This is a genomic window from Streptomyces sp. NPDC059785 (assembly GCF_042732375.1).
GTDB lineage: Bacteria > Actinomycetota > Actinomycetes > Streptomycetales > Streptomycetaceae > Streptomyces.
This window is the reverse complement of record NZ_JBHWHV010000028.1, coordinates 108,943-115,203: the sequence shown is the minus strand read 5'-3', so window position 1 is coordinate 115,203 and position 6,261 is coordinate 108,943. Positions and strand designations below refer to the sequence as shown.

Below are 6,261 nucleotides of genomic sequence, written 5' to 3'. Positions count from 1 at the left end.
GGGGCAGGGGCAGGGGCAGACCAGGCGGACGCCCATTCCCGGTGCCGACGCCGCGACACCACACCCCACCCCCGGACACGGGCAGGGGCAGGGGCAGACCGGGCGGACGTCGGCCTACGGCGACGGGGCGTCCGAAGACGACAGGGCCGCGACGCCGGGCTTCGCAGCCGGGGCCGCGGTTCCTGGCTCGCAGGCCGCAGTGCCGCAGCCCCCGCCGCCGCAGTCCCCCAAGCCCCCACGCGAGTCCCCCAAGCCCCCGCGCCCTCACGGCGACGAACACGTCGCGTCCCGCGGCTCGGCGACGTCGGCGGCATCGGCACCGACGTCGACGGCACCGGCACCGGCACCGGCACCGGCGGTAGCCCAAGGCACCCCCGCCCCCGAAGCCCCGGCCGAGCGCACGATGCCCCTGCCGACAGCCACGTCCGCCCCCGCGCCCGCACACACCCCCGCGCCCGCGCAGCCCGACGCCCCCACCGACCGCACCTCCCTCCCGTCGGCCGACCGAACCACCCCGCTCCCCGCTCCCCTCCACCCCGAGAACCCCGCCGAGCGCACCATGGCTCTGCGGCCCACGGCGCCCGCGCCGGAGGATCTGCGTCTCTTCCAGGAGCCGGCGTCGGGGCCCGGTGCCGCCGGGGAACCGCCGGTTCTCGACGACGCCGAACCCCCGCGCCGGCGCCGTACCACCCTGCTCGCCGTGGCCGGAGTCCTCGTCGCCGTGCTGGCCGCCGCCGGCTTCGTCGCCGGGCTGCTGTCGTACGACTCGCCGGAACGGGACGGCGCCCCGCCGGAGGCCGTACGCGCCGAGGTCCCGGACGAGTCGCCGTCCGAGTCCGCGCCGGTGTCGCCCAGCTCGAGCCCGTCGGCGTCGGCGTCGGCCTCCGCCACGGAGTCGTCCAGCGCGAGCGCGTCCCCGTCCCGGTCCGCCGCGTCGTCCTCGCCGTCGGCCGAGTCCGCCACCCCGACCGCGACCCCGTCGACGACCCGCGCGACGGACTCGGCCGGGACCTCGCCCAGCGACGACGAGGAGGACCAGAGCGGTCCCGTCCTGCGCCGCGGCGACCGGGGCAGCGAGGTCACCGAACTCCAGCTGCGGCTCAGGCAGTTGGCCCTGTACATCGGCGACGCCGACGGTCACTACGGCCGCCAGACCGAGGACGCCGTACGCCGCTACCAGTGGGCCCGCGGCATCAGGGCCGACGAGCAGGGCGTGTACGGCGCCGCCACCCGGGCCGGCCTGGAGTCCGAGACCGAGGAACCCTAGAGAGCGACGGGAAGCGCAGGACGCGGAAAGGGGCGCCCCGTGAAGAGGGGCGCCCCTGAGGACCCGTAACCCATAACCCGTAGAACGAACTTGCGCGCGCAGCCGCCGCTCAGCCGATGCTGAGCCGTATCGAGCCCTCCGCCGCCGGCTCCACCCGTACCCGCGTCAGGTCGCGGACCACCACGTCCGGGCGGTGCACCGCGGCGCGGGGGCCGACGCCGACGACCCGCATGCCCGCGGCCCGCGCCGCCGCGATCCCCGCCCCGGAGTCCTCGAAGGCGACGCAGTCGCCGGGCGCGACGCCCAGTTCCGCGGCGCCCTTGAGGAAGCCCTCGGGGTCCGGCTTGCTCGCGCCGACGGACTCCGCGGTGACGCGCACGTCGGGCAGGCCCAGCCCGGCGGCGGCCATCCGCGCGGTGGACAGGGCCACGTCCGCGGAGGTCACCAGCGCGTGCGGCAGGCCGGTGAGGGAGGCGAGGAAGGCGGTGGCTCCGGGTATCTCGACGACGCCGTCCATGTCGGCGGTCTCCTCGGCGAGCATGCGCGCGTTGTCGGCGTGGTTCTGCTCCATGGGCCGGTGCGGCAGCAGGACCGCCATGGAGGCGTAGCCCTGCCGGCCGTGCACGACCTTCATGACCTCGCCGCCGTCGAGACCGTTCCGGTCGGCCCAGCGGCGCCAGCAGCGCTCGACCACGGCGTCCGAGTTGACGAGGGTGCCGTCCATGTCCAGCAGGAGGGCGCGGGCGGTGAGAACGGTGGGGGCCGTCATCGGCATGCTCCAGAACGCGGGGAGGGAGGTACGGGCCCCCCGGGGACAAGGCGGCCCCGCCCGCCGGTCAGGGAGTGCGGGCGGGAGCCACTTTGTTCCTTCACGATACAAAACGGAGCGCCCCCGACGCCACCACTTCCAGCGCCGGGATTCACCCCGCCACCACGCCGAGCACCCGGAGTCACCCGGCCGATACTTCCGGTGCCCACGGCACCCACAGCACCCACAGCCGTCCGGCCGGCGCTCCCGGTGCCGGGATTCACCCCGCCACCGCCTCGTACAGGCTCCACACGCCCAGCGCCAGCATCAGCAGCGCGGCGATCTTGGTGATGAGTGCGAGCGGCACCCGCTTCATCAGCGCCTTGCCGCCGACGATGCCGAGCCCGGCGACCGCCCACAGCGCGAGGACGGCGCCCAGCGCGACGGAGAACGGGTCGTCGTAACGGGCGGCGAGGTTGGCCGTCATGATCTGGGTGAGATCGCCGAACTCGGCGACCAGGATGAGCATGAAGCCCGCACCCGAGACCTTCCAGAAGCTCTGGTTCCCGGGCTTGCGGATCTCCTCCTCGTCCTCGTCCTTCTTCATCAGCAGCACCGCGGCGCCGCCGAGGAAGAGGACACCCGTGATCGCGTGCACGATCTGCTGCGGCAGCAGGGTCAGGACGCTGCCCGCCGCGACGGCGAGCGCCACGTGGACGGCGAAGGCGGCGGCGACACCGGCGAAGACGTACGAGGCGCGGTAGCGCGTGCCGAGCACGAGTCCGGCGAGCGCGGTCTTGTCCGGCAGCTCGGCAAGGAAGACGACGCCGAAGACGAGCGCCGTCACACTGATGCTGATCATGTTCCTCAATCGGTCGGGGCCGCCCCGCCCGAGAGTGCGATTACTGCGTTCGCTGTTCGCTGCGCTGCGACACCTCGGCGGAGCAGCACACGTGGTCACCCGTACGTGACGCACGGGTCTGCCCGTACGAGATGCACGGGCTCGCCCGTACGCGGTGTACGGGCGGTGCACTGCTGCCGAAGGTCTCGCTGGCCGACCTCTGACCGAGGTCCGCCTCCGGGCGCCGGCTCAGACGAGCTGAGCAGTATGTCGACGGTCCGGCGAAGAGCTACTCCCCTTCTGCGCGGTCCATCGTACGCGACGCCCGCGAGGGGCCCGTAGAGCCGCAGGGCCGGGCCGTAGGGCCGTAGGGCCGGGCCGTAGGGCCGTAGGGCCGGGCCGTAGGGCCGTAGGTCCCACCGGCCCCGCCACCCCCGCCGGTCCGCGACCCCCGTCCGTCTCGCCGGTCCGCGACCCCGGTCCCGCCGGTCCGCGCCCCGTCACCCACAAGGCTCCCGTCCCGTCGCACCCCTTGATTTGTCATGCGCGCGTCATTAACTTCTCACCGGACGCACATCCCCTGGAAACACGCCGCCGCAAGCATGTGCCCCGCTCGCCCCAACGGCCCCCCACCTCAAGGGAGTTCGCATGCCAAAGGTCTACGCGCGTCGACGGCTGAGCATACTCGCCGCCCTCACCGGCCTGATAGCCATGGCCGGCATCTTCAACGGCCCGACCGCCTCCGCCGCGCTGCCGACCCCGGTCAGCGCCGCAACCGCCCGCACCTACCTGGCCTCCCTCACCGTGGCGACCGAGAACCGCACCGGCTACGACCGAGACCTGTTCCCGCACTGGATCACCATCAGCGGGACCTGCAACACCCGCGAGACGGTCCTGAAGCGGGACGGCACGAACGTCGTGACCAGCTCGGCCTGCGCCGCCACCAGCGGCACCTGGTACTCGGTCTACGACGGCGCCACCTGGACCGCCGCCTCCGACCTCGACATCGACCACCTCGTCCCGCTGGCCGAGGCCTGGGACTCCGGCGCGAGCGGGTGGACCACCGCGCAGCGCCAGGCGTTCGCCAACGACCTCACCCGGCCGCAGCTCATCGCCGTCACGGACAACGTGAACCAGTCCAAGAGCGACCAGGACCCCGCCGAGTGGATGCCCCCGCTCAGCTCCTACGCCTGCACGTACGTCCGTGCCTGGGTGCAGGTCAAGTACTACTACGACCTCTCGGTCGACAGCGCGGAGAAGTCCAAGCTGTCCTCGGTGCTCAGCGGCTGCTGACCGCCCCACGGCACGAACCGGCAGGTAGCACCAGGTAACACCAGGTAACACCAGGTAGTTCGCCGGAACCTCGCCAACGGCCTCCGTCGTTCCGTACCGTACGGGGCGACGGAGGAGGGTGATCGCCGTGGCGGTGCTGCGTCTGGGACCGGTGCTCAGGTATGTCGACGGCTCGTCCGCGACCGTATGGGTCGAGACGAGCCGTCCGTGCACCGTCGAGGTGCGGTGCGCCGGGACTACGGAGAGTGCCGGGAGTACGGAGGGTGCCGGGAGTACGGAGGGTGCCGGGAGTACGGAGGGTGCCGGAAGCGCGGAAGGCGCCGCCGATGAGGCAGGCGCCGGGGGTGAGGCCCGTACCTTTCAGATCGCCGGGCACCACTACGCCATGGTTCCGGTCACCGGGCTGACCCCGGGCACGGCCTCCGCGTACGAGGTGCTGCTCGACGGCACGCACGTCTGGCCGCTGCCGGACTCGCCCTTCCCGCCCCCGGAGATCCGCACCCCGGACGGGGGCGCCGTCCGGATCGCCTTCGGCTCCTGCCGCTGGGCCGCCCCGCCCAAGGACGAGAAGGACCCGGTGGGCCCGGACGCCCTGGACACCCTCGCGGCCCGCCTCGCCGCCGCCCCCGCCGCCGAGCGCCCCGACGTGCTGCTGCTCCTCGGCGACCAGGTGTACGCGGACGAGACCTCCGAGAACACCCGCCGCTGGATCGCCGCCCGCCGCGGCCTCGACGAGCTCCCGGGCAACCAGGTAGCGGACTACGAGGAGTACACCCACCTCTACCGCGAGTCGTGGCTCGACCCCGAGATCCGCTGGCTGCTCTCCACGGTCCCGAGCTGCATGATCTTCGACGACCACGACATCATCGACGACTGGAACACCAGCGCCTCCTGGCTCGCCGACATCCGCGCCACGCCCTGGTGGCGCGAGCGCCTGCTCGGCGGCCTGATGTCGTACTGGGTCCACCAGCACCTCGGCAACCTCTCCCCGGCCGAGCTCGCCGCCGACCCCCTCTACGCCGCCGTCCGCGAGACCCCCGACGGCACCGACGTACTGCGCGCCTACGCCGCCCAGTCCGACGCCGACCCCGCCTCGGTCCGCTGGAGCTACCGCCGCGACTTCGGCCGGGTCCGGGTGGTCATGGTCGACAGCCGCGCGGCCCGCGTCCTCGACGAGGACAAGCGCTCGATGCTCGACCCCGGCGAGGCCGAGTGGCTGCGCGAGCAGGTGCGCGACGACCCCGGGTCCTACGACCACCTGCTCATCGGCACCTCGCTGCCCTGGCTGCTGCCCCATCTCGTGCACGACGCCGAGACCTGGGACGCCGGGCTGTGCCGGGGCGAGCGGGGACCGCGCTGGGCCCGCTTCGGGGAGAAGCTGCGCCGGGGCGCCGACCTGGAGCACTGGGCGGCGTTCCCGGAGTCGTTCGAGGCGCTGGGGCGGCTGATCGCCGAGGCGGGGTCGGGACCGCAGGCACCCGCGACGGTGTGCGTACTGTCCGGCGACGTGCACCACGCGTACGTCGCCGAGGCCGCCTGGCCCGACGGCACCGGCCCCGACGCCCGCGTCCTCCAGCTCACCTGCTCGCCCGTCCACAACTCCATCCCGCTGTCGATGCGGATCGGCTTCCGCTTCGGCTGGAGCGGGACGGGGCGCGCCATCGGGCGCCGGCTGGTGCGGCACGGGCGGCTCGCCCACCCCTCGGTGGAGTGGCGCAGGACGGGCGGCCCGTGGTTCGGCAACCAGCTGATGACGCTGACGCTGCGCGGCCGCGAAGCGGTCCTCCGCCTCGATCAGGCCCGTGCGGCACGGGGCGCCGGAGCCCGGCTGACGACGGTGCGGGAGTCCGTACTCACCCCCGAGTAGGACAATCGCCCTGCGCAGACGGGCAGTTGAGGGCGCGGCGATGGGTGGTTGAGGGCGTGTTGGGGGTGTGTCGGAGGGCTTGTCCGTGATGCGCGTGAGCCGCCCCACACCGGTGCGGAGGTTTCGCAGACGGGACCGGGGCGGGTGCCGCGCGACGGCATGATGAGCCGGACCGTCCGCTTCCAGCGGGCGGTCCGCCGCCCAGCGCCCGCGGCGCGCCGCCCCGCGCCTGCCGCCCGGCGCCC

At 73.7% G+C, this 6,261-nt stretch carries 5 protein-coding genes; 3 read left to right on the top strand and 2 right to left on the bottom strand.

Going from position 1 to position 6,261, the window contains the following annotated elements; genetic code table 11:
- Positions 1-403 precede the first annotated feature (403 nt).
- Positions 404-1,267, top strand: coding sequence for a peptidoglycan-binding protein (locus tag ACFV6E_RS22125; protein ID WP_385463840.1), 864 nt, complete (start codon positions 404-406; stop codon positions 1,265-1,267).
- 109 nt (positions 1,268-1,376) lie between these two features.
- On the opposite strand, the gene ACFV6E_RS22120 is transcribed toward ACFV6E_RS22125, so the two are convergent.
- Complete coding sequence (locus ACFV6E_RS22120; protein ID WP_385163806.1) at positions 1,377-2,042, bottom strand: HAD-IA family hydrolase; 666 nt, start codon at positions 2,040-2,042, stop codon at positions 1,377-1,379.
- 253 nt (positions 2,043-2,295) lie between these two features.
- Positions 2,296-2,877 (bottom strand): TMEM165/GDT1 family protein, encoded by a 582-nt coding sequence (locus ACFV6E_RS22115; RefSeq protein ID WP_385463837.1) that lies wholly within the window; start codon positions 2,875-2,877, stop codon positions 2,296-2,298.
- Between the two features lie 627 nt (positions 2,878-3,504).
- Between ACFV6E_RS22115 and ACFV6E_RS22110 the strand changes: the two genes are divergently transcribed.
- Positions 3,505-4,149: an HNH endonuclease family protein gene (locus tag ACFV6E_RS22110; RefSeq protein WP_385163812.1), complete on the top strand. Its 645-nt coding sequence runs from the start codon at positions 3,505-3,507 to the stop codon at positions 4,147-4,149.
- 127 nt (positions 4,150-4,276) lie between these two features.
- Complete coding sequence (locus ACFV6E_RS22105) at positions 4,277-6,016, top strand: alkaline phosphatase D family protein (protein ID WP_385463835.1); 1,740 nt, start codon at positions 4,277-4,279, stop codon at positions 6,014-6,016.
- The last annotated feature ends 245 nt before the right edge of the window (positions 6,017-6,261 follow it).